This is a genomic window from Peptoniphilus grossensis ph5 (assembly GCF_000311825.1).
GTDB lineage: Bacteria > Bacillota > Clostridia > Tissierellales > Peptoniphilaceae > Peptoniphilus_A > Peptoniphilus_A hominis.
This window is the reverse complement of the sequence record NZ_HE978567.1, coordinates 485,091-511,821: the sequence shown is the minus strand read 5'-3', so window position 1 is coordinate 511,821 and position 26,731 is coordinate 485,091. Positions and strand designations below refer to the sequence as shown.

The 26,731-nt window shown below is 34.3% G+C and carries 29 protein-coding genes; 20 read left to right on the top strand and 9 right to left on the bottom strand.

Translation table 11 applies throughout. The features are described 5' to 3' along the window. Positions 1-73 precede the first annotated feature (73 nt). The 5 genes from selD to HGPG_RS06705 are packed head-to-tail and all read left to right on the top strand — an operon-like array spanning position 74 to position 3,952. On the top strand, positions 74-1,093 hold the full coding sequence (gene selD, locus HGPG_RS06725) for a selenide, water dikinase SelD (protein WP_019125297.1): 1,020 nt from the start codon (positions 74-76) through the stop codon (positions 1,091-1,093). Continuing rightward, the gene (gene yedF / locus HGPG_RS06720) at positions 1,094-1,669 is read left to right on the top strand and encodes a sulfurtransferase-like selenium metabolism protein YedF (protein WP_019125296.1); all 576 of its coding nucleotides are present in this window, start codon (positions 1,094-1,096) and stop codon (positions 1,667-1,669) included. Further along, positions 1,663-1,926, top strand: a complete 264-nt coding sequence (locus HGPG_RS06715; protein WP_019125295.1) for a putative Se/S carrier protein — start codon at positions 1,663-1,665, stop codon at positions 1,924-1,926. Before yedF ends, HGPG_RS06715 begins: the two co-directional genes overlap by 7 nt. Then, on the top strand, positions 1,923-3,056 hold the full coding sequence (locus HGPG_RS06710) for an aminotransferase class V-fold PLP-dependent enzyme (protein WP_019125294.1): 1,134 nt from the start codon (positions 1,923-1,925) through the stop codon (positions 3,054-3,056). Before HGPG_RS06715 ends, HGPG_RS06710 begins: the two co-directional genes overlap by 4 nt. Before the next feature lie 17 nt (positions 3,057-3,073). Continuing rightward, positions 3,074-3,952, top strand: coding sequence for a DegV family protein (locus HGPG_RS06705; RefSeq protein ID WP_019125293.1), 879 nt, complete (start codon positions 3,074-3,076; stop codon positions 3,950-3,952). A 60-nt stretch (positions 3,953-4,012) separates the two neighbouring features. Here HGPG_RS06705 and HGPG_RS06700 read toward each other — a convergent pair whose 3' ends face one another. Next, entirely contained in the window at positions 4,013-5,335 is a 1,323-nt protein-coding gene (locus HGPG_RS06700; protein WP_019125292.1) for an MATE family efflux transporter, read from the bottom strand. A gap of 129 nt (positions 5,336-5,464) precedes the next feature. Here HGPG_RS06700 and HGPG_RS06695 point away from each other — a divergent pair, with 129 nt between their 5' ends. The 3 genes from HGPG_RS06695 to HGPG_RS09975 all read left to right on the top strand — a co-directional run bounded on the left by HGPG_RS06695 (position 5,465) and on the right by HGPG_RS09975 (position 10,157). Further along, complete coding sequence (locus HGPG_RS06695; protein ID WP_019125291.1) at positions 5,465-6,199, top strand: gamma-glutamyl-gamma-aminobutyrate hydrolase family protein; 735 nt, start codon at positions 5,465-5,467, stop codon at positions 6,197-6,199. A 527-nt stretch (positions 6,200-6,726) separates the two neighbouring features. Next, positions 6,727-7,866, top strand: coding sequence for a YibE/F family protein (locus tag HGPG_RS06690; RefSeq protein ID WP_019125290.1), 1,140 nt, complete (start codon positions 6,727-6,729; stop codon positions 7,864-7,866). A gap of 92 nt (positions 7,867-7,958) precedes the next feature. Next, the gene (locus HGPG_RS09975; RefSeq protein WP_019125289.1) at positions 7,959-10,157 is read left to right on the top strand and encodes an S-layer homology domain-containing protein; all 2,199 of its coding nucleotides are present in this window, start codon (positions 7,959-7,961) and stop codon (positions 10,155-10,157) included. A 721-nt stretch (positions 10,158-10,878) separates the two neighbouring features. On the opposite strand, the gene HGPG_RS06680 is transcribed toward HGPG_RS09975, so the two are convergent. Continuing rightward, entirely contained in the window at positions 10,879-11,955 is a 1,077-nt protein-coding gene (locus HGPG_RS06680) for a hypothetical protein (protein WP_019125288.1), read from the bottom strand. Positions 11,956-12,070: 115 nt separating this feature from the next. On the opposite strand from HGPG_RS06680, the gene HGPG_RS06675 reads away from it, so the two are divergent. The 7 genes from HGPG_RS06675 to HGPG_RS06645 all read left to right on the top strand — a co-directional run bounded on the left by HGPG_RS06675 (position 12,071) and on the right by HGPG_RS06645 (position 17,730). Continuing rightward, positions 12,071-12,340 (top strand): ACT domain-containing protein, encoded by a 270-nt coding sequence (locus HGPG_RS06675; RefSeq protein WP_019125287.1) that lies wholly within the window; start codon positions 12,071-12,073, stop codon positions 12,338-12,340. A gap of 9 nt (positions 12,341-12,349) precedes the next feature. Further along, complete coding sequence (locus HGPG_RS06670) at positions 12,350-13,705, top strand: PFL family protein (protein ID WP_019125286.1); 1,356 nt, start codon at positions 12,350-12,352, stop codon at positions 13,703-13,705. 313 nt (positions 13,706-14,018) lie between these two features. Beyond that, positions 14,019-14,678, top strand: coding sequence for an ABC transporter ATP-binding protein (locus tag HGPG_RS06665; RefSeq protein ID WP_019125284.1), 660 nt, complete (start codon positions 14,019-14,021; stop codon positions 14,676-14,678). Beyond that, a complete protein-coding gene (locus HGPG_RS06660; RefSeq protein ID WP_019125283.1) occupies positions 14,675-15,376 on the top strand; it encodes a hypothetical protein in 702 nt (233 codons plus the stop codon). The genes HGPG_RS06665 and HGPG_RS06660 overlap by 4 nt, the downstream gene beginning before the upstream one ends. Then, the gene (locus tag HGPG_RS06655; protein ID WP_019125282.1) at positions 15,367-15,999 is read left to right on the top strand and encodes a hypothetical protein; all 633 of its coding nucleotides are present in this window, start codon (positions 15,367-15,369) and stop codon (positions 15,997-15,999) included. Before HGPG_RS06660 ends, HGPG_RS06655 begins: the two co-directional genes overlap by 10 nt. Further along, a complete protein-coding gene (locus HGPG_RS06650) occupies positions 15,996-17,156 on the top strand; it encodes a sensor histidine kinase (protein WP_019125281.1) in 1,161 nt (386 codons plus the stop codon). Before HGPG_RS06655 ends, HGPG_RS06650 begins: the two co-directional genes overlap by 4 nt. Then, positions 17,134-17,730: a response regulator transcription factor gene (locus HGPG_RS06645; protein WP_019125280.1), complete on the top strand. Its 597-nt coding sequence runs from the start codon at positions 17,134-17,136 to the stop codon at positions 17,728-17,730. Before HGPG_RS06650 ends, HGPG_RS06645 begins: the two co-directional genes overlap by 23 nt. 31 nt (positions 17,731-17,761) lie before the next feature. On the opposite strand, the gene HGPG_RS06640 is transcribed toward HGPG_RS06645, so the two are convergent. Together HGPG_RS06640 and HGPG_RS06635 are read right to left on the bottom strand one after the other, a co-directional pair. Then, entirely contained in the window at positions 17,762-18,307 is a 546-nt protein-coding gene (locus tag HGPG_RS06640; RefSeq protein WP_019125279.1) for a nitroreductase family protein, read from the bottom strand. A 1-nt stretch (position 18,308) separates the two neighbouring features. After that, entirely contained in the window at positions 18,309-18,998 is a 690-nt protein-coding gene (locus HGPG_RS06635; RefSeq protein WP_019125278.1) for a DUF188 domain-containing protein, read from the bottom strand. A gap of 96 nt (positions 18,999-19,094) precedes the next feature. Between HGPG_RS06635 and HGPG_RS06630 the strand changes: the two genes are divergently transcribed. After that, positions 19,095-20,225: an LCP family protein gene (locus HGPG_RS06630; RefSeq protein ID WP_019125277.1), complete on the top strand. Its 1,131-nt coding sequence runs from the start codon at positions 19,095-19,097 to the stop codon at positions 20,223-20,225. A 64-nt stretch (positions 20,226-20,289) separates the two neighbouring features. Here HGPG_RS06630 and pepT read toward each other — a convergent pair whose 3' ends face one another. The 4 genes from pepT to HGPG_RS06615 form a co-directional block, all read right to left on the bottom strand. Continuing rightward, complete coding sequence (pepT, locus tag HGPG_RS06625) at positions 20,290-21,498, bottom strand: peptidase T (RefSeq protein ID WP_019125276.1); 1,209 nt, start codon at positions 21,496-21,498, stop codon at positions 20,290-20,292. Positions 21,499-21,573: 75 nt separating this feature from the next. After that, entirely contained in the window at positions 21,574-21,852 is a 279-nt protein-coding gene (locus HGPG_RS06620) for a PPC domain-containing DNA-binding protein (protein ID WP_245543896.1), read from the bottom strand. Next, the gene (locus tag HGPG_RS10520) at positions 21,791-21,997 is read right to left on the bottom strand and encodes a PCC domain-containing protein (protein ID WP_245543895.1); all 207 of its coding nucleotides are present in this window, start codon (positions 21,995-21,997) and stop codon (positions 21,791-21,793) included. Before HGPG_RS10520 ends, HGPG_RS06620 begins: the two co-directional genes overlap by 62 nt. Before the next feature lie 78 nt (positions 21,998-22,075). Next, positions 22,076-22,549 carry a methylglyoxal synthase gene (locus tag HGPG_RS06615; RefSeq protein WP_019125275.1) on the bottom strand — a complete coding sequence of 158 codons (474 nt, stop codon included), beginning with the start codon at positions 22,547-22,549 and terminating at the stop codon, positions 22,076-22,078. A gap of 118 nt (positions 22,550-22,667) precedes the next feature. On the opposite strand from HGPG_RS06615, the gene rpsF reads away from it, so the two are divergent. From rpsF to HGPG_RS09970, 4 genes are all read left to right on the top strand, one after another. Then, positions 22,668-22,952, top strand: coding sequence for a 30S ribosomal protein S6 (gene rpsF / locus HGPG_RS06610; protein ID WP_019125274.1), 285 nt, complete (start codon positions 22,668-22,670; stop codon positions 22,950-22,952). A 9-nt stretch (positions 22,953-22,961) separates the two neighbouring features. Continuing rightward, on the top strand, positions 22,962-23,516 hold the full coding sequence (locus tag HGPG_RS06605; protein WP_019125273.1) for a single-stranded DNA-binding protein: 555 nt from the start codon (positions 22,962-22,964) through the stop codon (positions 23,514-23,516). Between the two features lie 11 nt (positions 23,517-23,527). Then, positions 23,528-23,752, top strand: a complete 225-nt coding sequence (rpsR, locus tag HGPG_RS06600; RefSeq protein ID WP_019108153.1) for a 30S ribosomal protein S18 — start codon at positions 23,528-23,530, stop codon at positions 23,750-23,752. 128 nt (positions 23,753-23,880) lie between these two features. Further along, positions 23,881-24,921 (top strand): copper amine oxidase N-terminal domain-containing protein, encoded by a 1,041-nt coding sequence (locus HGPG_RS09970; protein ID WP_019125272.1) that lies wholly within the window; start codon positions 23,881-23,883, stop codon positions 24,919-24,921. Positions 24,922-25,289: 368 nt separating this feature from the next. Here HGPG_RS09970 and HGPG_RS06585 read toward each other — a convergent pair whose 3' ends face one another. Further along, positions 25,290-26,597 (bottom strand): YjiH family protein, encoded by a 1,308-nt coding sequence (locus HGPG_RS06585; protein WP_019125270.1) that lies wholly within the window; start codon positions 26,595-26,597, stop codon positions 25,290-25,292. Positions 26,598-26,731 lie beyond the last annotated feature (134 nt).

The window sequence follows — 26,731 nt, the reverse complement described above, 5'->3', positions numbered from 1 at the left end:
TAGACAAGTAATTTGCCTTTATAAAAGATATATGAAAAAATTTCTCTGTGATATAATATTAATTGGTGATAATATGTCAGAAATAAAATTAGAGCTTGAAGTTTGCGGCGGCTGCAATGAAAAAATTGGAGTCAAAGATTTATCGAGCATCTTAAAAGATTTAAAGCCCTACAAGAGAGAAGAAATCACAGTGGGCTTCGACGGAAGAGACGATGCCTGCGTCTATAAAATAAACGATGACATCTCCCTCGTTGAGAGCTTGGACTTTTTTTCTACAATGGTAAAAGATCCCTATGACTTTGGAAGGATTGCATCTACAAATGCAATATCTGACATCTATGCCATGGGTGCAGAGCCAAAGTTTGCCCTAAATATAGTTTGCTTTCCTGAAGGAGAAAATCTTGAAATTTTAAAAGAAATTCTTCGGGGTGCAGGAGATGTTTGTGGCGAGGCAGAAGTTTCAATAACTGGTGGACATTCTATTCACGACAGAAAAATTAAATTTGGTCAATGCGTGACAGGGCTTGTGAAAAACAATGAAATCTGGACAAATAGGGGCGCAGAAGTGGGCGATTATTTTATTCTGACAAAGCCTCTTGGCGTGAGCCTAGTTATGAGCGCTTATTCTGTGGGAATGACCTCAGAAGAAAATTACATAGAGGCAATAAAAAATATGACCACATTAAATAAGTATGGAGCGGAAATTTTAAAGAAGTACAAAGTTTCTTCTGTCACAGATGTAACTGGCTTCGGTCTACTTGGCCATCTAGACGAGTGCACTGAAGACTCTGTAGAAATTTTTGCCGACCAAATAAATTTCTTGCCGGGAAGTTATGAAGCTGCCAGTGAATTTTTATTCACTGCAGGCGGTCAGAGAAATAGAAGGGCACTAGAAGATAAGGTTGAATTTACCTTTGATGACTTTGCCCTAGAAGAAGTGCTCTTTGACCCCCAGACATCTGGTGGACTTCTCTTTGCTGCAAAAAAAGATGAGGCAGAAAAAATTTTAGGAGAAATGAAGGAAAGTGGCATTCCTGCTTTTTATGTAGGCCGCGTGATACCAAGAGAAAATAAAAAATTTAAGGTGATATAAATGGAAATTGATGCAAGAGGATATGCTTGTCCAAGGCCAGTAATTATGACTAAAAGGGCAATTAGCGAAAATAATTTGGAAGAAGTTTTAGTAAGAGTAGATAACGAAGTTGCTACAGAAAATTTAAAAAAGATGGCAGACCAATTGGGCTATACAACAAGTATTGTTGAAAATTCAAAGACTGACTACGAAGTTCATCTAAAAAAATCAGCAGATGGAAAAAAATCTGAAGTTGTTAGTGATGAATATGTAGTAATTTTTTCATCAGATAAACTTGGCATTGGCGAAGAAGAATTTTCAAAAAAATTAATGGAATCCTTCACTTATGCCCTATCAGAAGAGGACAGCCATCCAAAATACATCTTGTGCTACAATTACGGAGTACATCTAACTACAATAAATGAAAAAACTGTAGAAGATTTTAAAAAATTAGAAGAAAAGGGCACAGAAATTTTATCCTGTGGACTTTGCCTTGAAAATTATAAATTAAAAGACCAACTTAAAATTGGCGAAATAACAAACATGTATAGAATTTGTGAAATTATGACTAAGTACAGAGTCGTAAAACCATGCTAGAATATTTTATCTTGACCTTTGATTCCTCAAACAAATCAATAAAGGCAGAGAGAGTTCTAAGGAGAAACAAATTAGCCGCAAGAGTAATACCAGTGCCTGAAGAATTATCTAAGGGCTGCGGCTTTGCTGTGAGGCTAGATGGGAATTTAGAAGAGGCAAAAATTTTTTTGTGTGAAAAAGATATTTGTCCCAAGGGAATTTATAAGTTCCTAGAAGAAAATTCTGCTAGAAAAATTATAAGGATTGGTGAAAAATGATTTACTTAGACAATTCATCTACCAGCCTAATAAAACCGGATGTGGTGGCAAAAACTTTATATGAGGCTCTTGCCAGCAGGAAATTTTCCAATCCATCTCGTGGATTTTATGATGAAGCTATAAATTCAAGCCAGGCAGTCTACGATACTCGGGAGATTCTTGCAGATTTTTTTGGCATCGAAGATCCACTTAATATTGCATTTACGGCAAATATAACTACATCACTAAATCTCTGTTTGTCCTCTCTTTTTAAGGCAGGCGACCACCTTATTACAAGCCTAACAGAGCACAACTCTGTCCTAAGGCCCCTCTATCAACTTGAAGATAGGGGAGTAGAACTTTCTTTTATAGACATTGATGACAATTTTAATTTAAAATTAGAGGAATTGGATAAATATTTAAGGGAGAACACTAAGGCAATAGTTATTACTGCAGAATCTAATGTAAGTGGAGCTATGACAGATTTAGATTACCTTTACGACTTTGCCATAGACCATGATCTTTTAGTAATAATTGACGGGGCACAGGCTGCAGGGACTGTGAAAATAAAATTTAATGAGAGAAAATATCCAAGGATAATTTTTTGCATAACAGGTCACAAGGCTCTCTTTGGTCCAAGTGGCACTGGGGCAATAATAGATTTGTCTGGCGAAAAATTTAAAAATGTCTTTACTGGTGGCAGCGGAGTAAATTCTTTTGACAGATATAACCCAGTAGACATGCCCGATGTCTTCGAATATGGTACAATTAATTTTCACTCAATTATTGCCCTAGGCGCTGGGGTAAAGTTTATTGATGAAGTGAGCATAGATGAAGTTTCTGCAAAAATTCACGGTCTTCGCAAAAAACTTTTCTGCGACATAAAAGATATTCCTGGAATAAAATTATACTCAAATGAAAAAGATACATCCATAGTTTCCTTTAACTACAAGGACTATGCCTCATCAGAGATTTCAGAAAAATTATATAAGATGAGTAAAATTGCCTCAAGGGGAGGAATACACTGTGCGCCACTCTTTCACGAGAGAGTGGGAACAAAAAATCAGGGCATAGTGAGGCTTTCACTTTCCTATTTTAACAATGAGGATGAAATAGATAAGACAATAGAGACAATAAAAAAGCTAAAATAAGCACACAGGAGGAACAAATGGCATTTAAAATAATATCTGATTCTTCATGCGACTTAGATATGAGGACAATTGAAGAACTTGATGTAGAAGTTTTAAAAATAAAAAGCACAGATGATAAGGGCGAAGACCTAAAAGAAGAAATGACTAATAAAGAAATTTACCAAGAGATGAGAGATGGCAAATTTTTTAAAACTAGTCAAATAACTTACTACGAATACTTGCAAAAATTTGAAGACCTGGCAAGCCATGGCAATGATTTTATTTGCATCACACTTTCATCAGGAATGAGTGGAACTTTTCAAAATGCCTGCATGGCAAAAAGGGAAATAGAAGGAAAATATCCTGTAAAAATTGAAGTCATTGACTCTCTTGCAGCTTCCGTTGGCTTTGGTCAAATAACATATTTCGCAGGCCTTGCAGCAAAAAATGGAGCGAGCTTTGAAGAAGTCGTGAGCCTGGTAAAATTTTTGGTGAAAAATACCAAGCACATCTTTACAGTTTTTGACCTCAAATATCTTTATGAAGGTGGCAGAGTTTCCAGGACCAAGGCAAGAATTTCTAGCGTCTTAAATATTTTTCCAATCCTTGAAGTTGACGGCGATGGAAAAATTTATGTGTCAGAAATTGTGCGCGGCAAAAACAAATCCTACAGGAGGATGGTGGAAATTATTTCTGAAAATTCCACAGCAGATGGAAGGGACAGAGTCTTTCCAGTTTATGCAGACGACAAGGACATTTTAAATCCCCTTATTTCTAAACTAGAAAAAGAGAATTACCACAAATTTTTGTCACTGGAGATAGGTCAAACAATAGCAGCCCATGTGGGTCCAGACATTTGTGGACTGGGATACCTGGCAGAAAATATTCCTGAAGAATTTAAAAAATATTTGGACTAAAATAAAATTTAAAATAAAAATATTGCAAAGTAAAAGGAAGCCATGTTTGACTTCCTTTTTTTAAGCACTTTGTAATTTTGGTTTTTCTGTCATCTTCTTTAGAGAATACATTGCAATTAAAAATACTATAAATTCAGATATAAAGGCGCCAAGGAATAAATATCTTGCTCCAAAAAGTTTTACACATAGGTAAATGGAGAAGAAGAGGGCAAGAGAGCCTCTCATTATATTTATTACTATGGAATATTTTGGATTTCCAATGGCAGAAGAAAGTGTTGCTATAAATAAATTGTGTCCTGCCAATAAAAACATCAAGGCGTAAAGCCTTAGGGGTCTAATGGAAGATGAAATCATAGTTTTATTTTCTAAAAACATAGAAAATAATTTTTCTGCCCCAAAATAAGATATGGCATACATAATTATGGAAATTATAAAGATAAAGATGAAACTCATTTTTATAATTTTTAAACTTTTTTCTCGCTCTTCAGATCCATGATAGTAGGAAAGGAGTGGCAGAGTTCCGTGGCAAACTCCTTGGAAGGTTGAGTTTGCAAAGACGGAGAGGTAATTTATAACTGCATAGGCTGATAAAAATTCTGGCGAAATATATTTTATAATGAATAAGTTAAAGATAAAGACAAAGGTTGCTGTGTTAAGTTCAGAAATAAATTCGCCAAAGCCATAGGCTATAGTTGTCTTCAAATAGGACAAAATTTCTTTTGCCCTCATTTTTATTTTCACAAAGCGTAGATAACCCTTGGCAGCCCTAAAGTGAAGGAAAAAAATGACGCAAGATAAGAACTGTGCAATGCCCGTAGCAAGAGCGGCACCTCTCACTCCCATGTGAAACTTGTCTATTAAAATATAATCTAAAATAATATTTGTCAGGCAGGCAGAAACTGCACCAATTATTGCAGTTCTAGGAAAGCCATCCACTTTTACCAATACTTCAAAGGCATAGGAAATTATATAAAAGGGCGAAAAGAATACAATCACAGATAAATAATCGTGAGACAGTTGAAATAAAGTTGAGTTTGCCCCCAAAAACAAAATTATTTTATCCATAAAAATTAAGGCAAGGGCGGCAAGAAGAACTGCAAAGGCAAGTATAAAAATAAGAATAAAGGTAAAGACCTTATTTGCCTCGTCTCGATTTCCCTTTCCAAGCTCAATGCCAATTATGGTTTGTGAGCCAACGCCTGTTATAATGGCAATGGCAAAGAGAAAATTTACATAGGGAATAACTATTGTCACTGCTGATAATTCTAATTCACCGGCAAAGTTTGCTACAAAAAATCCGTCGACAATTGTGTAAATTGAAAAGACCCACATAGCAATTATTGATGGGATAACAAATTTGAAAAATTGTCTCTTTAAGTTCATAAAACACCTCTGATTCCTAAATTATATATCAGCCCTATTTTTTAATCAAGAAAGACAAAATAGAAGTTTAGCTATTATCAAGAAGGATTCTCTTTGATATAATTAGAGATAATTTAAGGGAGGAAAATTATGAAAAAAATTATAGGAATTTCTGTGAATTCACTTAGAGAACTTTCTCAAAAAGATGTTGGACAAATTGGAGCGGAGGGTCAAGACTGGCAGCTTGTGGCAGCAGATTATATTAGGGCCATAGAAAGAAATGGTGGCCTGCCAATTTTAATTCCAAACATAAAAAGCATAGAGAACATGACTCTTATCCTTGATAAGGTTGACGGACTACTTTTATCTGGCGGTCACGATGTGAACCCAAGAATCTATAAGGAAAGAAACAGCGGAAAGGCTGGCAACTTTGACAACATTCGCGACCACCAAGAGATTTTTATGACAGAGTATGCCCTTGAAAGGGACCTACCTATACTTGGAATATGTAGAGGTCTTCAAATTTTAAATGTCACTCTTGGAGGATCCATTCACCAAGACTTGCCTTCAGCAGGCTTTCCTGTACACTCACTTAACAATTCACTGAGAAATGAGCCCTCACATTTATTAAAAATTTTTGAAAATTCTCCCCTCTATGAAATATTTAAGAGAGATGAAATTTGGACAAACTCCTACCACCACCAAGGCATAAATGAACTAGGAAGGGGCTTAAAGGTTGCCGCACTTTCAGAAGAAGGACTTGTTGAAGCAGCTTATCTTGAGGACAAAAAATTTGTCCTAGGAGTACAGTGGCATCCAGAAATGATGTACGACGACAAGGAAATGAATATGATTTTTGAAAAATTTATTGACGCTTGCAAGTAAGTTTATAAATTTTTGAGAAAATTAAGGGGTTGTTGCAAAAGACCCCTATATAGAAAAAAGACGAGGAAACATAAAAATCCTCGTCTTTTTGTAATTAGAATATCCCTGGTTAGACCAGGGGTTCAATTTAGCTTTAGCGATGAAAAACTAATAAAAAAAGACCTCCATGTTGAAATAAATTGTGGTTTACCAGAACACAAAAATAACAGGAGGTTTTTTATTTGTTTAACACCTCTATATTATTTCTTTCGTTTAGTGTAAGATTTTTATAGCTCATATTAACCTCCGTGTGTGTTTTTGTAGTTATTAACATTTTACACGAAGTTAGTATGAGTTTTTATTTTTTATTTGTGTCACATTTAATTTTACAACTTATCAAATGAAAAGAGAGACTCGAATTAACGAGTCTCACCAATATTTGACATAGAGCCTTTTTATAAAGGTGATGGGATAATGAATTTTATTTTACATTAAATATATATAAAATTTACTTTTGAATGCAATAATTTTGCAGAAGGAGTGAAGGGATGAGTAAAAAAATAAAATATATTTGTAATGGGACGTTAGTTTTAATTTTAATTTTAATTTTTATTTTTTGGAAAGATGTAGACTTTGGAGATACAGTTATAGTTCAAAACGCAGTTTCTTATGAGAAGGGTAAGGTTATAAAAGTTTTAGATGAAGATACAGTTGAGAGTTATCAAAATTTAAAGACTGGATCCCAAAAAGTTTTGGTTGAAATGAAAGATAAAAGGTTTGATAAACCAATAACTATAGAAAATAATTTATTTTCGGAACATTCTGTGTACTTAAAGGAAGGTTCTAAGGTAATAGTTTATGTGGACGAACCAAAGGGGATTGAGCCATATTATACAATTTATAATTACGACAGATCTGTCCCAATAGCTATTATGTTAATTTTATTTTTAATAATGTTATATGCAATTGGAAAGTCAAAGGGGATAAAATCTGCGGCATCACTTTTTATAAGTTTATATTTAATGTTTTGTTTTATGATCCCTCTAATATATTTGGGACATTCGCCAGTATGGATTACAATATTAACCTGTGTCTTGGGAAGTATTTATTCGGTTGTAATACTCCAAGGTTACACATTAATTGGACTTGTAAACTTAATAAGTGTGTCAGTTGGATTTATATCTGCTGCAATATGTTTTTATATTTCATCTTATTTCACACATTTAAGTGGATATAATTTAGCTGATGTAGAAGGACTCTTACTTATAAATTCAAAAACAGGATTACAAATATATCCTCTTATGTTTGCAGGTGTTGCCATAGCAGCCTATGGAGCTTGTAAGGACGTTTCCGTTTCAATATCTTCTGCACTTCATGAGATATATGTAAAAAATCCTAAAATAACAAAAATAGAACTTTTTAAATCTGGGATGGTAATAGGAAAGGATATTATAGGTACTATGGTCGATACTTTGATATTTGCATTTTTGGGAAGCTCCATAGCTACAGTTTTAGTTTTAATATCCTATGGAGTTGATTTTAATCAATTAGTTAGTTCGGATTTTTTTGCTGTTGAACTTGTCAATTCGCTCATAGGTACAGCGGTAGTAATTATAATGGTTCCAGTTAGTGCTTATATATCAGGAGTAATCTATAAAAAAGAAAAAATCAAATTAAAAAGAAGATAAATTTACAAAATCTTTAAGAATACATTACAGATTATATTTTTTGACTTTACAATACTGTGAAATAATAATTCTAACTGAAGAGGAGGTATATAATGAAAAGGAGATTCAGTTTATTTTTAGCTATACTAATGTTAGTTTCAGTATTTTCACCATTAGGATTGGGATTTGAAGGTAATGAAATTAGATTTAGTACAAATGTAGTAGAAGCGGCAGAAGATGATGCTCAATTAAATGAAGCAACACCAAAAGAAGAAGTTAATAATTCATCAAATGAAGTGACACCTAAAGAAGAAGTTAATAATGCATCAGATGAAGTGACACCAGATGTGGACAATGGAACATCTTCTACAGATGAAGAAGTTAAATTGACAAATGATATATTGACTATAGGAAAAGATGGCACAGAAAGAAACTTCACATGGTATGCAAACACAAAAGAAAAAGGAAAGTTTGAGTTTGCAAAACGAAATGCAGAAAAAGATTTTAAAGATGCAACAGTTCTTCATGCAGCAGTTATCGAAAAAACAAATCTTCCAGGATATTCAAGTAATCAAGTGACTTTAGATGGATTAGAACCAGACACTGAATATATGTATAGATTCTCTAATGGAGATGCAGTTTCTGAAGTTAAAACTTTTAAAACTGGTGGAACAGGAGATTTTAGTTTCTTCGCAGCAGGAGACCCTCAAATAGGGGCTGGTTTTGAAGACGAAGATGAAAAAGGTTGGGACAAAACACTAAAGCTTTTACCAGAATTAGATCCTAGTGCATCATTCTTACTCTCACTTGGAGATCAAGTAAATATTTCAGACAATGAAAGACAATATGATGCTTACATTAATAGAGATGGATTCAATGGATTAACTCTTGCACCAATAATAGGAAACCATGATTCAGGAAATCATGCTTACACAGAACATTTTAAAGTTCCAAACGTGCAAGATGAAGGGACAACAAAGGCGGGAAGCAATTATTATTATGTATATAACAATACACTTTTTATTTGCTTAAATACAAACAAAGCTGATTTTGCTGAACACAAGGCTACAATTGAAAAAGCAATTGCAGATAATCCAAATGTAAAATGGAGAGTAGTAACATTTCACCATCCTCCATACACAGTAGCATCTCATGCATTAGATGATTATATTACAGATATGAGATCAACACTTGTTCCAATATTAAAAGAAAATAAAATTGACCTTGTATTAAATGGACACGACCACGTTTATACAAGAACTCATGTAATGGATGGAACAAAACCAATAATTGAATGGAAAAATGGAGAAGAAGGAAAAGCACCGAGTGAATATGTAAATCCAAAGGGAATTATATATGTTACAACAAACTCTGCATCAGGTTCTAAATTTTATGACATAATGCAAGATAAAAAGTTTGAATATTCAGCAGTAAAGAACCAAGAAAAAGTTCCAAATATTTCAAATGTAAAAGTTACAGATAATTCAATTGAAGTTACAACTTATAAAACTAACGACAAATCTATTGTAGATAGTTTTAAAATTGTAAAAGAAGATAAAAAAGAAAATCAAGACAAACCAGTTATTCCAACACCAGTTGAACCTGAAAAAGACAATAAAGATGACAAAGAAGAATCATCTTCAAATGTAAGAAGACACAGAAGCCACAGCCATACAAAAACATACCCTGTATATACGTCAAAGTCTAGTAATTTTACAAAGGAAGATGCCTTGAAGAAAGGTGAAGAAATTGCAAATAAAAATTTAACAAAAAATTCTGGAAAAGTTACTGATATTGATGGACATTGGGCTAAAGATTCAATAAATTACGCACTTGAAAATAATTTAATTGACTTAATAGGAAATGAATTTAAACCAAATAAAAATGCTACAAGATATAGTGTAGTAAAGGCATTGGGAAGATTCAAAAAAATTGATGTGGAAAAATATAAAGGCAAGTCTTTGAAAGATGTTGATGCAAATTCAGAAGAATCTGCTTATGTAAATTGGGCAATCAAAAATGGTATTATAGTAGGCTATGAAGATAATACTTTTGGAGGAGATAGAGAGATAACTCGTGAAGAAATTGCGAGAATACTAAATTTATTTGCTGAAAAATTTGATATAAAAGTAAAGAATCTAGAAGCTCCTAAATTTAAGGATCAAAATAAGATTTCTGACTGGGCATCAAAAGATGTAAAAGAAGCAACAGAAAAGGGTCTATTAGTTGGACGTGATGATGGAACTTTTGGGCCTAAAGATAATTTAACTAGGGCAGAAGTCGCTCAAATGATTGTAAACATGATTAAATAAAATCACAAGTTAAAGTAAATCTCAGTGTAAGAGCTGAGGTTTATTTTTATCCAATTCTTTATTAAAAAACAATAAAAATTCATTGAAAATCATTAAATGAAGTTTTATTTTTAAATTTTCAAATATAATGACTAAAATGTATATGGAAATTTTATAGCCATTATATTTGATGAAGAAAAAATGAAATTTTATTTTTAAAATGGGATACGTGATTTTAATAAAAGGTGTTGTTGAAAAAGACCCCTATAAAGAACCCTATATAGAAAAAAGACGAGGAAACATAAAAATCTTCGTCTTTTTTTGATACAATGTATTTATGAAAACCGTTAAAAATACATCATCATTAATTAACTAACTAACTATACACTAGTTAATGATACAATTCAACTAAGATTAAACTTTAATACAGAAATATATCCAATCTGAGCGTCTATTGTTCCCTGGCTATCATTTGCAAAATATTTTGGATAATATCCTCCATTTTGATAAACTGTAAACACAGATAGTCCTACGTTCTGAATATTATTAATTTCTTTTAATGTCAAAGCCTTTGATTTTGATTCCCCAACATTTGCTTTTTCTTGTAGATTCTTAGGAGTAGGAAAGGGCCTTCCGATGACCTCTGTGTGCCCGAATGGGTATTACTCCCCCTCCTAATAATAAAAATACATATTATTGAATAAAAAAATCCTAGATTTTTATTAATTTTTTTAAATTATTTTTATTCAAAATAATCAACTGTCCATTTTACTGCTATTCCTGTTTTTTCGTGGTAGAGGATTCCGTCGCAGTGAGGCAAGTTTTCTGTTCCTACTTTCTTTTTTGCCTCTTCGTAATCTTTTTTCTTGGCAATTTCTATTGTGCCTGGGTAATGGTTTGGACCCTTTTCGATATAGACTACATCTTTTTCGTAACCAGGAATTTCTTCAAGCTTGTGGGTGAAGTCCTTTAGTCCACTTTCCTGAGCCTTGTAAAATAATTCTTCCATTAATCTATCGTAGTGTTCCTTTCTTCTATCAGAAAACATCAATTTGCCAGAGATGTCATCGTCACCTCGAGCCATTTTTTCAATAGAAGGTCCGTATCCTGCCCCATCCATAGCTTCAATCTTTTCATCAAAGACAAAATTCTTATCGCCATCTAAGACATACCTAATTTCCACGGGAGTAGTATAGCCAGATTCGTCATTAAAAATTCCATTCTTGTAGGAATAATTTTCATTAGTTACAATTGCAAGAAAAATTAATTTTCCATCTTCAAAGAAGTCCTTAACTAGATGAGTATAATAAATTTGGTAGTCGCCAGGGTTCTTCATAGTTTCAATATTTTGAACTTGATTTGAAAGTAGAAGTCCTAGGGCCTTGTCCCTTAAATTATCCTTTGACTCAATTAATTTTGAATTTTCTTTTCTAATTTCTTCGTTGTTATAAATACCATCTACTTTTTCCTTGGAAAGTTTAACTATTCTACCGTGAGAATAAATTATTAGATCTCCTGCTTTATCTTCAGTCTTTTGTGTGTCCTTGTTATTAAAGCTCACTCCCATAAAAATTCTTTCGTAGTCATCTAAAGTCAAGTCGCCAAGAATTTCTGCAAGAGGAAATTTTTCACTTGACTCGCCAAGATTTTCTCTTGCAATAAGGAGTTTTATTTCCGGCTCATTTACTTTTTCCTTTTCACTTTCTTCAACTTTATTTTTTTCTGCTAGATCTTCTTTATTGGAATTTTTATTTTTGCCACAAGCAGTGAAAAATAAAATTGCAATTAAAGAAATTATTATAATTTTTAATTTTTTCATATTACCACCCTTTTAACTTATAATATAATAAAGCAAGAGGAGATTCAATTACAAAAATAAAATTAAAGCCTTAAATTATGGTATAATGGTTGTAATTTTAAATAAGGGGGATGCTATGAGAGCTGTTATAACTGTTATTGGTAGTGACAAAATCGGTATTGTATACGAAGTAGTAAAGAAGATGGTGGAATTCGATCTAAATATTGTGGACATCACACAAACAATTTTAGACGACTACTTTACAATGATTGTAATAGTTGACTTGACTAAGATGAATGTTGAGTTCCAAGAAGTTGTTGACGCCTACGAAAAACTTGGCGAAGAATTAGATCTTTCTATTAGGGTTCAACACCAAGGTATCTTCGACAAGATGCACCAAATTTAAGGAGCTATTATGGATAAGAGAAGAATATTAGAGACAGTTAGGATGCTTGACCAAGAGAACCTAGACATTAGGACTGTAACTCTTGGCATATCACTTTTAGACTGTATAGATAAAGATGGCGAGGCTGCTCGCGAAAAAATTTACAATAAAATAATTAAGTATGGCAAGCACTTAGTTGACTACGCCAATGAAATCGGCAAAAAATATGGCGTAGAAATTGTAAACAAGAGAGTTTCAGTTACACCTATTGCACTTATTGCAGGGGCAACTGATGAAAAAGACTACACAGAATTTGCAAGGACACTTGATAGGGCTGCAAAGGAAATTGGCGTTGACTTTATCGGTGGTTTTTCTGCCCTAGTTCATGGAGAGATGACGCCAGCTGATGAAATTTTAATAAATTCTATTCCTCGCGCCCTTGCTGAAACAGAAAAAGTTTGTGCTTCAGTAAATGTTGGGACAACAAAAAAAGGCCTAAACATGGATGCAGTTAAATTAATTGGCGAAAAAATTGTTACCACTGCAGAAAATACTAAGGATGCAGACTCCATTGGCTGTGCAAAACTCGTTGTCTTTGCCAATGCAGTGGAAGACAATCCCTTTATGGCAGGAGCCTTTCACGGAGTTGGCATGGGGGATGTTGTCCTTCATGTTGGAGTTTCTGGTCCAGGTGTAGTCAAGTATGCCCTAGAAAAAGTTAAGGGCGAAAGCTTTGATGTAGTTTCAGAAACTATTAAGAAGACTGCCTTTAAAATCACAAGGCTTGGCGAACTAATTGGAACAGAAGTTGCCAATAAGGTGGGAGTTCCCTTTGGCACAATTGACTTGTCCCTTGCACCAACACCAGCTATTGGCGACTCTGTTGCAAGAATTCTAGAAGAAATTGGCGTAGAATTTGCAGGAGGACATGGAACTACTGCTGCCCTTGCCATGTTAAATGACGCAGTGAAAAAGGGTGGCATTATGGCATCTGATCATGTTGGTGGACTTTCTGGAGCCTTCATACCAGTGAGTGAAGACGAGGGCATGATTGAAGCTGCAAGAAATGGTCACATTGGACTAGATAAGCTTGAAGCCATGACTTGCGTGTGCTCAGTTGGTCTCGACATGATTGCAATTCCAGGAGACACTAAGGCATCAACACTTGCTGCCATAATTGCCGACGAAGCCATGATTGGAATTATAAATCAAAAGACAACTGCCGTTAGACTCATCCCAGTAATAGGAAAGGGCGTTGGCGAAGAAGCAACCTTTGGCGGACTACTTGGTTCAGCTCCAATTATTCCAGTCCATGTGGGAAGCAGTGAAAGATTTGCAAACCGCGGTGGCTTTATACCAGCTCCCGTTCACAGCTTTAAGAACTAAAAAATAAATTTTAAGTGTAGGTGGACTGCATACACTTTTTTTAATATTTGCAGTTATTACTCATGAACTTATGACCATAAAAAATTAGAATGGAGTTAGAAATGAAATACTTAACATTATCAAACATTATTATATTTGTTGGAATTTATATTTTTGCAAGTTCTATCCTGAATAGAGATAAGAATAAGAAAAAATTTTTGGGAATCATCCTGACAGTCTTGGGATGCATCTTAAAATTTTTGAATTTTTAAATTTAAAATTAAAAATAGAATAGAAAAATAAAAATCACAGGGAGCTTGCACAAGGAGGCAATATGGAAGACATAATACTTGTAAAAAATATTGAGAAAAACTTTAAGGGCAAAAAACTCTTTTGTGATTTTTCTTTTTCTGTGGAAAAAAATACTGTCCATGCCCTTGTTGGACCAAATGGGTCAGGAAAGACAAGCCTACTGAGGATTTTGACGGGCATTTATAAGTGCCAAGGTCATGTGGAAGTCAAGGCTTCCTATGCCATGCTACTTGAAAATGACTACCTCTATGAGGAAAAAACTGGCATGGAAAATATAAATATCTTCTCCCTTTATTTTGGCGCAGACAAGGAAAATTATAAAAAATATTCTGACATATTGGGGATTACAGATGACCTTAATAGAAAAGTTGCAACTTATTCCAAGGGCATGAAGAGGAAATTATCTCTTCTAATTATTGTCTTAATGGATAGGGACATAATCTTTTTAGACGAAGTAACTTCTGGTGTAGATCCCCTTTCTCGAGTGGAAATTAGAAAAATTATTGCCAGCTTAAAGGAGGAAGGCAAGACCCTTGTCATCACCTCTCACGACTTGTCAGAGATAGAAAAAGTTGCCGATAAAGTCACTATGATTAAGGATGGGAAAATTTTATTCACCAGAGAAATTTCAGAGCTTGGAGAAAATCTTGAGGACTTATTTATAGAGGAGGGATCAAAATGAAGGACACGGATTTAAACAAGGCTACGAGATACATAATCTTTAGGGACAAAGAAGTGATGATCAACACAATTTTATTTTTCCTACTTGCCCTTGCCTACCTATTTGCTCTTTACAAGTTTCTCTTTAGGGCAAGGGGAGAGGATTTTATCATCCTCATGACCTACGCCCTCATACTTGGCTTTGGAATAATTGGCTCCAACACTATTCTTGTAAATTTAAGTCTCAGGGACAAGCTAAGTGGCAGGTTGGAGTTTTTATTGGGGACTGGACTTTACGTAAGAGAGATAATAAAGGTATATTCAATAGAAAATTGGAGGCTTTCATCTCTTGCTTACTTCATAATTTTTTTTGGAACTTATGTGATTTGTGACTTGGACAAATCCTTTATCGTCCTTTACCTAACCTGTATCATCCTTCATTATTTTTTGATCTTGACTCTTAACATAAGGGCAATGTATAGGAAGAATTTTAAGTTTTTCAAAAATATAGTTTTCTTTAGCACGAGTCTTATGATTTATCTCTTGGGAAATTTTTCTGGAAGGATTTTAAATTTTCTAGAACTTGTAAATTTGGACTTAAGCCTATTTTTAATTCTTGCAAATGTAATTATTGGTCTTCTTTTAGGACTTTATTCTTTTAACCAAGTTAGAAAACTAGAAAATGAAAATGTAATGGAGGTGAAGGCAGAGTGGTCTTAAAACTAATTGGTCTTGACCTAAAGAAAAGCCTGGACAGGAATGCCCTCTTAATGGGTTTCTTTGGACTTATTTTTACCCTTCTATCAAGGGTATCTCTTGAAAAAAACACAAGTCTATCAAGGCTCATGGGCCTAGAGGGTCTTGCCCTCCTCTTTTTAGTTTTTGCCTTAGAGTTTTCCAAGGGGACCCTCCAAGAAGACAAGGCCAGGAAAAAATTAGAGTTTCTTCTTGCCAATGGCGTCTCCATAAAATTTTTGCTAGAAAAATATTTTGGAGCCTTATTTTTTTCAAGCCTCATTACGCTTTTGCCTTCCCTAATATTTTTTGCCTTGAAGACAAGGATTGGGGTCCTTGAAATTTTAAACTTCCTACTTACAGCTGGTCTTTACACAAGTTTTTTAATTTTAAAAATTTTAAATACAGAAAACATGAACAAGATGGCTGGGATCCAAAAGGAGATAATTATTTTTGGAGGCCTTGTACTAATAGTCTCAACTAATATTTATATTTTCACTTCTGTGATAAAATTGTACTTGATAGGCAAGTTTTTAATTTTAATTTTTGCAAATATTTTTGTGGCAATAAAGACAAGCAAGGAAAGGATTGCGGTGAGTTACTTTTGATCTATAAGAGAATTTTAAAAATAATAATTTCACATGCCGCCCTGATTTTTTATTGGTCCTACCTCTATAAGACAGGCGAAATTACAAGCAAGGATCCAATAATAAACTTAACTTCAGCAGGATTAATCCTAATTATTTATGGCTTCATTTACACAGAAATTACTAAGAAAGAGGATAAAAAAACTGACGGACTTTATATTTTTGCCTCACTCTTATTTTTTGCCCTTGCCCTAAATAAAAATTTGCATTTTTTAATTTGCCTTGGTCTAGGACTATTGACTTCAATTTTTTATATAGTGAAAAACTATCGAAAAGAGAAGACTTTTTACATAAGTATTCTTCCAATTTCAAAAAAGATGACTCAGGTCTTTACGGGAATTTTCATTTGCGTGATTATGCTTTTAACTTATCTCTTGGATTTAGATGTCCTTGTAATAAATATTTTTAATCAGGTCATATTTTTTGCCTGCTGCCTTTTCTTTTTCCTATTCTTAAAGGATAGGGAAGATGTCTACGACAAGACCTTTAAATTATTTTACATGTCTCAGTACCTTGCAAGTGAAAGGGAAAATTTTGCAAGGCTTATCCACGACGAGGTCCTACAAGATATTTTTGCTGCCAAAAATTATTTGAGTCTAAAAGAGCCCAAGGTCAATGAGGCAAGCGACTTGCTTACAAAATTAAATGAAAGACTGAGAAAAATTATGAAGTTTTATCAGACAAGTCTCTTTGAAGACTTTGGCATGGAAGAAAATATTCATGTCATCTTTGAAAATGTGGCTAGCCTTTATCCTTATAAGACTCCAAAAATTGACAAGAAAATTTCAAGTGCCTTAGAAAATTTAAGGGGCGAGGAAGTAAAATTAATTGCCCTAATTACCAAGGAGCTTGTCAACAACATCTACAAGCATTCAGAGGCCACCTATATTTTTTACAGACTCTATGAAGATAGAGGCTTTATAATTATGGAAGTGGAAAGCGACGGCATGGCTGAAGGGGACTTTAAAAATATAGAGGATTCAAAGAGGGGGGTTCTCCTTTTGAAGATGCTAATTTCCTCTAATGAAGGCGAAATTTCCTACGAGGACAGGGGAAGGACCCTTTACACGAAAATAAGATTGAGAAGGTTTATAGATGAAAATTCTTTTATTAGATGACCACAAAATTTTTGGTGAGAGCTTAAGGCTCCTCTTGGAAGAAAGGGGAATCTCTTGCTTTTACACAAATGAAGTGGAAAAATTTTATGCTGAAATGAAAAAAGACTATGACATTTTTCTTGTGGACATAAATTTAAAAAGAGATGAGACGGGCTTTGACATCTTGGATAAAATTTATGACTTTGACAAAAATAAAAAGGTTGTAATTTTGACTTCCTACGACATGATTAACTACAAAAGAAAATCAGAGGAAAAGGGCGCCAGAGACTTTATAAACAAGTCTGTGGAAGTGGATGAATTAATTGAAAGGCTAGAAAGAGTCTATAGAGATGAAAAAATTTTATCTAAAGATCAAGGCCCTGACCTTTTGGAAACCCTCACAAAAAGAGAGGAAGAAATTTTGACTGAACTTGTAAAGGGTATGACAAAAAAAGAAATTGCAGAGAAACTTTTCATAAGCGAAAGGACTCTCTACAATCACATAGCAAATATTTACGCAAAGCTTGGGGCGAAAAATCTTGTTGAGGCTTATAACACTGCCATGGAGCTTGGCTACATCAAACCCATAATGTAAAAAACTAGGTCCAATGAACCTAGTTTTCTTTTTATTTGTCTTCTGAAATTATTTTGTATAGGGCATCAGATGTCTTTCTTTTTTTCTCGCGCAAATCGTCATTTTTTGCGTAGCCAATAGCTATTACAAGTCTGATTTTGCTCTTGGTCTTTAAAAATTTTTGCAACTTTTCTTCGTCAAACCAACCGATTATACAAGTTGATAGTCCAAGGCTTGTGGCTTCTGCTGTAAAGTAGGCGGCAGAAATGCCTATGTCAATGGATTTGTAATCTTGATTTTTTACACTTGAGCCAATCTTGGCAGATAAGTTGTAATTTTCTTCTGTGACAATAGCAAAGGCAGATACATCCTTTGTAAAGGAGTTCATTTTGCCAAGTTGAAAGTATTTTGAAATATTTTTTGCATCGTCGCCGCGGACAAGGTAATAGTAGTAGGGCTGTGCATTGCAAGCTGATGGTGCAAGCTTCATAGTTTCAAGGCAAGCCTCAATTTTTTCTATTTCAACTTCTCTATCTGGGTCATAGTCTCTACATGACTCTCTTTTTTTCGCCAATTCTTTAAATTCGTTAAAATCCATATTATCCCTCTAAAAATTCATCTAAGTTTCCATCAAAAAAGTAAAATTCGTCGTCGCGCTTAAGTGCAGGCACGCCAACGCGATTTTCTTCAACAATTTCGTCAAAGTCCTCGGAGAAGTCCCTCTCCTTTAAAAATCTCTTCAAGTTTGCCATTGATGCCGTTATGTCTACAATTTCGCAGTCCAAATTTTTTTCTTTTACTGCTGCAATTGCAGGTGGACAGTCTGGGCAGAGGCTTGAAACAAATAGTGTAAGCATATTATTTTCCTCCAAAAATTTATCTAGGGCCCTATAAAATTCTTCATCGGCACTATTATCTCTTTTTGCAATATTAAAATAAACTTGTCTCTCTCGCATTTTTCTCTTAAAGTGACGGCTTTCTAGCATGGCTACTATATTGTCATCGTCTATGATCTTACCTTGAAAGTCCATGACTCTTGCATTTTTTGAAAGGGCAAGGGAAGATAGACCCTTGTCATTTGTTATGACCAGATCTCCACTTTTTGCATGATTGGCAATGTAGATGTCGGCTGCTTCCTTGGAGATGTCAACGCTAATGACCTCGCCATAAGTTGGCGAGAAGTCCTGGCTGTAATTTTTTACCAAGAGAAGCCTTGCACCGTATTTTTGACAGAGCCTTTCACATATTTCGCGCACTGGTGAACCGTCTGCGTCTAATAATATTTTCATATTTATCTTTTACCCAAAGTATTTTCACAATATCATGGGAGTAAAAAGTATTGAAAATTTATTAATTTTTATATAGACTTAGTTTAGGAGGTTAATATGAAATATATTTACAGAATATTTGTATTCCTTACAGTTATACTCCTCCTTGGAGCACTAGGACTTACATTTATATTTATGCCAAGGGGAAAAAAATTAGATGACAATAAAAAAATTATAAATAAAGAAGAAGTTGCTGAGCCAGAAAAAATTACTGTCTTTAATGACAATGAGGACATTGTAAATATTTTATTAGTTGGACTTGATTCCAGCCAAGTTACTTATGAAAAGGACGAGGACTCTAAGAGGGCAGACACAATTATGCTCTTATCCATTGATCCAAAGTACGATAGGGTTAGACTTTTATCCATCCCAAGAGATACATACTACAAGATAAAGGGCTACGACAATTATAGGATGAATGCAGCCTATGCTCGTGGAGGCATTGACCTTCAAGTTTCAAGTGTAGAAGATTTTATGGGAGTAAAGATCCATCATTATGTTACAGTTAATTATGACGCAGTGAAGGAGCTTGTAGATGCCATTGGCGGAGTGGAAGTTTACACGCCAGAATACAAGTACACAGATCCATCGACTATACCGCCACTAGAAATTAATTTTGAAGAAGGTCTTCACCTCTTAAATGGAGAAGACTCTGTGAAGTATCTTAGAATTAGAAAACTTTACAAGAATCAAGACCTTGACAGGATTAAGGCACAACAAGATTTCATCATGAAGATTTTTGACAAGATGAAGTCACCTAAAATGCTTTTGAAAGTTCCAAAACTTGTTTCTATTGCTAATAAACACATTGAGACGGACATGAACTACGGTCAGCTTTCCTATCTTGCCTACTATGGCATAACTCTGGACAAGGAAAATATTGGCATGAAAACTGTGGAAGGCACTACTAAAAAGGGTTCACCCCTATATTTTGTGGATAAAGATAGTGCAACTTATGAAGCCCATGAACTTGTAAGACTGAGAGAAAATGAAACAGAAGCAAGCGAAGAAGACTTAAATTATACTGAAGAAGAGTTACAAAACATGACAGAGGAAGAAAGGGCAGCTATTGAGCAAAAAATTAGAGACAAAAAGCTTAGGGAAAAATTAAAGGAAGAAGCTGTGAAAGAAGAAAATTCTACTTCTGTTTCTAATTCTAATGAAAATGAAAGTAAAGATGAAAATTAAATAGGGAAAATTAATTTATAAAGAAAGACCATCATGCCTGTGATGGTCTTTTTTAATGTAATTCTTATTGAGCTAGAAGCTCTATTATATTTTTTACAACTTCCTTGGACTTTTGCATTTGATCAAGGCTTACAAGTTCATAGCGACCATGATAATTGTAGCCACCAGTAAAGATGTTTGGAGTGGGAAGACCCATAAAGGATAATTTTGAGCCGTCAGTTCCACCCCTTACTGGGCCAATTTTTGGAGTGACGCCAGATTTTTCAAAGGCTCTTTTTGCAAGGTCAATTATTTCCATGTGGTCCTCTAAAACTTCTCTCATGTTGTAATATTGGTCCTTGATTTCAAGTTTTATGCGGCCATCGTATTTTTTATTCAAGAAATCTGCAATCTCCTCAAATAATTTTTTCATGTCTTCAAACTTTTCCCTTGAGTGATTTCTTATGATGTAGTTCATTTTTGTGAATTCAACAGATCCCTCTATGCCAAGAAGGAGGGAGAAGCCCTCGTAACCTTCAGTGTATTCAGGTCTTTCATTTACTGGGAGCATTGAATTAAATTCCATGGCAATTAGCTGTGAGTTTATCATGGTGTCCTTGGCAGAACCTGGGTGGACATTTTTGCCTTGGATTTCGATTTTTGCTGAAGCCGCGTTAAAAGTTTCGTATTCAAGCTCGCCAAGAGGTCCGCCATCAACTGTAAAGGCAAAGTCTGCCCCAAATTTTTTCACATCAAACTTGTCTGCACCTCTGCCGATTTCTTCGTCAGGTGTAAAGGCAATTTTTATGTCGCCATATTTGGCATCTTTGTCCCTTAAAAGTTCTTCCACAGCAGAAATAATTATGGCTATGCCAGCCTTGTCGTCGGCACCTAAGAGTGTAGTCCCGTCAGTTGTTATGATTGTCTCGCCCTTTAAATCTTTTAAAAAAGGAAAATCGGATACAGATGTGGTAAAGTCCTCATTTAATTTTATATCGCAGCCATCATAATTTTCAATGACCCTTGCCTTTACATCTTTACCGCTCATGTCGGGAGCAGTGTCCATGTGAGCAATAAAACCAACAGTCTTCTTGGCTTTTACCCTGCCAGGAATTTTTCCATAGACATAGCCATTTTCATCAATCTCAGCCTCAATGCCAAGGGATCTTAACTCCTCCACCAAAAAATTTCCAAGTTTTAATTGTCTTTTAGTTGAAGGACAAGTAGGGGAACTTTCGTCACTAGTTGTCTCAAAGGAAACATAATTTAAAAATCTATCTAAAATATTTGTCATAATAACCTCCAATGAATTTATTTTATCAAAAAAATTAAAAAAAATAAAAGCGACTAAAAAGTCGCCTTTAAAAAATTAATCAAACTTATAAATATTTATGCCAGTGTAGTCGTCCTTTTGTCTTTCCACAGTGCCCTCTATTACATTAATAGTTAGTTCGCAAGTTACACTAATTTTAGCAGACTTTAAATGGCCGCCATAAACTTTTCCGTCAGTGTCAGATGCAGATATGTGAAGGTGTGGATAGTATTCGCCATCTAGGGTTGTGATGCTACCAATTAGAGATAAAATTTCAAATTCGCCCTTGAAATTTTTTTTCCTTGTAATCTCTTTTTGCCAGGCTAAAGAGTCCAATAGTGAAGTCGTCTGTGGCTCCAATGCCATAAATGCTGGCAAGTTTAATATTTTCCTTTAAAGCAATTTCTCTTAATTTTTCGTGAACTTCTTCAGTTCTGTCAATTCTTGCAATAATTTTGTCGCCAAATCTTTTGTAATCCATAATTCCTCCTAGTTTTATTATCGAAACCTTTGAAAAATTTAACTTCTTTAAAATAATTTTACCAAAAATTTTTAAAAATTAATCAAAATCATTTTTTGAAATTCTATCTTCCACAGAGTATTCGTTGTCCAAAATTTCCACATCATACTCCTCGTTAAACATTGGCGAAGACAAAATATAGTCGCCAGTAGTAGGAGATGTTGCCATGGCAATATTGTATAGGGTGGAAATCCTAAGTAGGGCCTTGACATCGGGGTCGTGAGGTTGCGCCTCAAGAGGATCCCAGAAGAAAATCAAAATATCAATTTTTGAATCAGAAATTTTTGCACCAAGTTGTTGGTCGCCGCCAAGTGGACCAGAAACAAGTCTTTTGACATCAAGAGATGTCTCACGAGAGATGAGGGCAGCAGTAGTCCCTGTTCCAATAAAATTGTGTCCCCTTAATTTTTCTTCGTGCCTTTTAACCCAAGCTAGGAGTTCCTTTTTCTTGTGGTCATGGGCAACAAGGGCTATGTTTTTCTTTTCCTTCACTTTAATTTTTTTAACTTGCATAAGTACCTCGAATTTTTAAAAAATCTTGACTAAGCTCTTTCTTTAATATATAATATCAAAGATTGAAATCCTTGCATAGTTTTTTTAGCTATGCCGAAGACCATGAGGAGGTGAAAGTATGAACAAATACGAAGCGGTGATTATGTTTTATCCTGAAGTGGAAGAAGAAAAAATAAATGCTTCTTTCGACAGACTTAAAAAGGTAATCGAAAAAGACGGTAAAATTGATAACGTTGATGAATGGGGCATGAGAAAATTAGCTTACGAAATCGACTACAAAAAAGAAGCTTATTATATTTTCGTTGAATTCGAAACAAAACCAGAAGACATTGCTGAAATCAACAGAGTCGCAAAGATCATGGACCCAGTTATGAGACAAATGATTATAAAAGTTGAAGACTAAGGAGTTTTTATGAATTGTGTTAGTTTAATAGGAAGACTAGTAAGAGATCCAGAACTTCGTTATGCGCAAACAGGCACTGCTATGTGTAGGTTCACTATTGCTGTAGACAGAAGAATGTCAAAGCAAAAGAGACAAGAAGCTCAAGCAAATAATCAACCAACTGCTGATTTTATTTCTTGTACAGCTTTTGGTCAAGTAGCAGAACTTATTGCCAATTACCATAGAAAAGGAAGTCAAATAGGAGTTGAGGGTAGAATCCAAACAGGAAGCTATGAAAAAGAAGGAAGAACAATTTATACAACAGATGTTGTAGTAAATGCTATTTCTTTTATCGGCTCAAGCCAAGGACAAAACCAAGGCGGATTTAACCAAAACCAAGGCGGCTTTAATCAAAATAATTTCCAAAGTCAAAACCAAGGTGGATTTAACCAAGGCGGCTTTAATCAAGGTGGATTTAATAGTGATCAACCAGTAAATTCAGCCTACGGAAATGATTTTTCTAAAAATGATAACGACGATGAAGATGGATTTTTCCCTGTTGATAATGACGATATTCCATTTTAAGGAGGGTAAAAATGCAAAGAAGATTTGGCAGAAGGAAAAAAGTAGATCCTTTTGAAAAAGATAAAACTAAAAAAATTGACTATAAAGATGTTGATATGCTAAGAAATTATATTTCTGACCGTGGAAAAATTCTTCCAAGAAGAATCACAGGTTTAACAGCAAAACATCAAAGAGAAATGACAGTTGCTATAAAAAGAGCAAGACAAATCGCACTTATTCCATATAGCGCTGACTAATTAGACTTAAACTGCTGGCTTACCCCAGCAGTTTTTTTATTTTGTATTTTTATCTCCACTCATATATAATTGCTTTAAAGAGTTACATAGTAAAAGATTTTTGCTGATTTTATTTTTTAGGAGGATTTATGAAAAAGAAATTTATTTTGGGACTAAGTTTATTTGCTCTTTCTATTCCAAGCCTTGTGCTTGCTAATTCTGATATTAGGCTTTGGGTAAAGGGCAAAATTGTGAATTCTGATGTGGCGCCCTATATTGCTGAGGATAGAACCATGGTTCCTATAAGAGTTATTTCAGAAAATTTGGGAAAGGTCGTTACTTGGAATAATGATGATAAAAAGGTTATTATTAAGGATGAAAAGGGCAATGAGTTTTCTCTTGTTATAAATGAAAAATTTATGGAAGATATTTCCAGTAATGTATATAGAAAGATAGAGCTTGATGCTCCTGCTGTAATTAAAGATGACAGGACCTTTGTGCCTATAAGAGCTATCGCCGAGGCCTTTGGCGAAAAAGTTCATTGGGACAATGACAAGAGAGTGGTTGTGATTGGCGAAGGCTATGAGTCTAATAAGATAAAGGATACTGTTAAAGAAAAGTCAGAAGACCCACTTGGACTTGACTACCTTTACAATAAAGACATGGCAGGAAAGTCTGATGAAAAAAAAGTTAATTATGAAAGGACTATGAGGGCACAAGAATCTAAGGTCTTTAAGGGCTATAAGAATGGAGATGTTGAGGCTTGCCTTGCCTGGTTATCCTTTGCCAAGGCTGGAGAATTTTTTGGACCTGAATTAAACAAGGATCCTTTTATAAATCCTAATAAGGATGGATTTGACATAGGCTTGACTAAAAGGGGAGAAGCCATGTCAGGTTACGAAAAAACGGAGGGAGAAGACTACTACAAGAGAGACTGCATGGGTCTTGCCTCTGGTCCATCTATGGCAGGACTTGAGCACTTTGATTATTATATAAATTACGATGGAACTTTTAGCTATTTCAGACTTCCACTTCACTACCACGACACTCCAGAGAGAATGATAGAGCAAATAACGGAAGAAATTGCAAATGCAAAGAAGATTAAGTTTATCAAGGCCAACAAGAAGGATATGGAAAAACTATTAAAGACTCTTGATGTATATTACGATCAAGCTTACAAAAATTTTTAAGTTATAGGGACTAGCTTGTGCTAGTCTTTTTTGTTTTGACTTTTATAAAGAAATACAAATTATAGCCAATCAGAAAGCCAATTGACTGTCTATCCCAGAAGTCAGACCTATAATAATTTATTTTTAGAAATTCTAAAATAAGAACAAGGAGGCTTAAGAGATAGAAATTTTTTCTCTTGCATAATTTTGATTTTTCTAACTTGTAGCCATATAAAAATTCTAATATTACATAAGCAATGGATTTTATAATGAAGTAAAAATTCATATTATCACCAAAATTATTGTAACAAGTTCTTGTAAAATGAGCGTAAAAAAAACCAGGAAAATGAAATAAACCTGGTTTTTAAAATTTATTAAATTATTTTAACTTATCTAAAGAATAGATAAAGTATTGGCATAGTGATTACTATACTTAAAATAACTCTTTCAATCCAAATTATAATATAATCTGAGAATTTTAGAGGTATTTCTGTTCCCATCATTACAGGAATTGATGCTGAGAAGAATAGGATTTCTGAAACAGAAACTACTGCTACTAGCATTTTTGCTATTAGTCCAAGTCCTGCATTTGCTACAACTGGAGCTGGTAAAAGCATTTCTGCTATACTCATGCCAAGGGCTTGTGCCACCATAAGTGGTTCTTCTACTCTAGTAATTAGTGTGAATGGGTAGAAGATGTAGCCAATAATATCAAAGATTGGAGTGTACTCTGCAAGTAAAAGTCCTATCATACCTACGCCAAGAAGAGATGGTGCAATGTTAAGTGCCATTTTAAATCCATCGATAAAGTTATCTTTTACAACTGATGCTAGTGAGCCAGAATTTTTGTAAGCTTCCATACCTGCTTCTATGGCTTCACCAAAAGTAACTTTTTTCTTTTCTTCAGGTACATATTCTTTTCCAGAATAATATTCTTGTGGCTTTTTGTTTAGTGGGAAAATTCTTGCTGTTATTGCTGTTACTAAAAATGTTACAAAAAGTGTAATCCAGAAGTAGGCTAGCCAGTAGTCTAACAAGTCCAAAGTTTTTGCAACTATAATCATAAAGGTTGCAGATACTGTTGAGAAACCTGTTGCTATAATTGCTGCTTCCTTCTTTGTGTAAGTGTCTTCCAAGTAAACTCTATTTGTAATTAAAAGTGCTAATGAATAAGATCCTACGAAGGATGCAACGGCATCTACTGCTGACCTACCAGGAGTTTTAAAGACTGGTCTCATTACTGGTTCCATAAATACACCAATAAATTCCATTAGTCCAAAGCCAGTCAAGAATGCCAAGAAAACTGATCCAATTGGCACGATTGTAGCTACAGATACCATGATTCCGTTCCAAATAAGTGGAAGCATATCACCATCAAAAATTCTTGCAGGACCCTTATTAGTTACATACATGAATACAAAGACTAAGGCTACAAGTTTAATTGCAAAGAATACTGAGTGAAGTTTACTCTTTTGCCAAGATTTAGTTTTTATTGCATAGGCTATACCAGCAAGTACCATGAAAACTCCGAAAACTAAATTGTAATTTGGAAGTTTTTTCACAAGGCTTGTGATGTGGTCAATTGGTATACTCTTTGCTCCGCCAATTGTAACAGGCACAAAGAACATAAAAATTCCAAAAAGTGAATAAAAAATAAATAGTGCAATGTCTGACGAGTTGAATTTTTTCTTTTCCATAATGTCCTCCTTAATTTATATTAATATACTATGGTTAAGCTTTATTATACCATAGTATTAGCAGATAAAACGAGAGTTGACTAAGTTTCAACTTATTTTTAAAAATTATTTAAGATAAGGGAAATTTTTTTAAA